Consider the following 1,367-nt stretch of genomic DNA (forward strand, 5'->3'; position numbering starts at 1 on the left):
AAAAAACGTATGGCCCGCCCTGTCTGCAAGCGATTTCACGACCTGGTCTGATCAGTCTACGCCAACGTATCCGGTCTCAGGGCACCGCCCTGGCCAAGATGGAGATCCGCGCGTCCCGGTCCTCATAAACTTGACGGCGTCGAGCGCCATTTTTTTGGTCAGGGTTCCCGAACGCCGGTCGACTGTCAGGCCATCTCGTTTCCACCACCCGCAGACCTCATACAGCCGCCCGCGCCGGGTGAGCGCGAGCAGCCGATCTCGTTGGCTACGACACCGTCGCAGCCCGCATCTCGAACTTCTGCCCGCTGCGGAGCACTGTACAGACGATCCGCGCCAGCTTGGCGGCGAGCGCGACCACCACGGTGTTCACATGCGCCCGTGCCATCAGGCCACGCAGCCAGCCGCCCAGCGGCGTCTCGCTCTTGGACAGCGTCGGCAGGGCGGCGCGAGCGCCGTGGATCAGCATCTTGCGCAGGTAACCGTTGCCACGTTTGCTGATCCCCAGCAGCTTCGGCTTGCCTCCTGTCGTCATCTGCCTCGGCACGAGCCCGAGCCAGGCCGCCAGATCCCGGCCCCGTCCGAAGGTTTCGGCCCTACCGATCGCGGCGATCAGCGCCGTCGCATTCAGCGGCCCAATGCCCGGGATCGTTAGCAGCAGCCGGGCCGCCTCGTCAGTGCGGGCTTGCTGTGCGAACTCCTCGTCGAAGGCCAGAATGCGCCGGTCCAATTCGCGCCATTCGGCGCGCTGGTCCTCGATCAGCAGCCGGGTCCGTGCGCTGAGCCAGACCTGCTCTGCGGTCAGCAGAGTCTCGAGATGCAGCTCCAGCTTGCGTCGTCCTTGCGGCACGATGATACCGCGCTCCAGCAGGAAGGCGCGCAACTGGTTGATCAGCGCCGTCCGCTCGCCCACCAGCCGGTCACGGGCGCGGTGCAGGCTCTGCATGTCGAGTTGCACCTCGCTCTTGAGCTCGACAAACCGCATCGTTGGCCGGGTCGCTGCCTCGGCGATCGCCTCCGCGTCGCGGTCGTCGTTCTTTTGCGCCTTCACGTAGGGGCGTACGTACTCCGGCGACATCAGCCGGACTTGGTGACCCTGGTCGCGCAGCCTGCGGCCGAGGTGATGCGCTCCGCAGCAGGCCTCCATCGCCATCACGCAACCCGGCAGCCCTGCCGCCAGCTTGACGACACCTTCCCGCTGCAGCCGCCGTCGCAGCACCACCCGCCCGGTGGTATCCAGCCCCACCACGCTGCAGCTATTTTTGCCGAGGTCGATCCCCAGAACCGTGATCTGCATCGCTCCCGCTCCCGTTCCTCAGGTTGCCCTGCCAGCCTAACGCCACAGGGAAGAGGGGCGGGCCATTCCATAA

At 66.3% G+C, this 1,367-nt stretch carries 1 protein-coding gene; it reads right to left on the reverse strand.

The annotated features are described in order from the left end of the window. Window positions 1-265: 265 nt before the first annotated feature. A complete protein-coding gene (locus ACFHPP_RS31015; RefSeq protein ID WP_437167079.1) occupies window positions 266-1,294 on the reverse strand; it encodes an IS110 family transposase in 1,029 nt (342 codons plus the stop codon). Window positions 1,295-1,367: the final 73 nt, after the last annotated feature.

The sequence above is a fragment of the Falsiroseomonas sp. E2-1-a20 genome (assembly GCF_051433195.1).
In the GTDB taxonomy this organism is placed as follows: domain Bacteria; phylum Pseudomonadota; class Alphaproteobacteria; order Acetobacterales; family Acetobacteraceae; genus Falsiroseomonas.

What these genes read in the sequence shown, in the direction of transcription:
- ACFHPP_RS31015 (WP_437167079.1), bottom strand. Translation starts at nt 1,294, where the DNA reads ATGCAGATCACGGTTCTGGGGATCGACCTCGGCAAAAATAGCTGCAGC.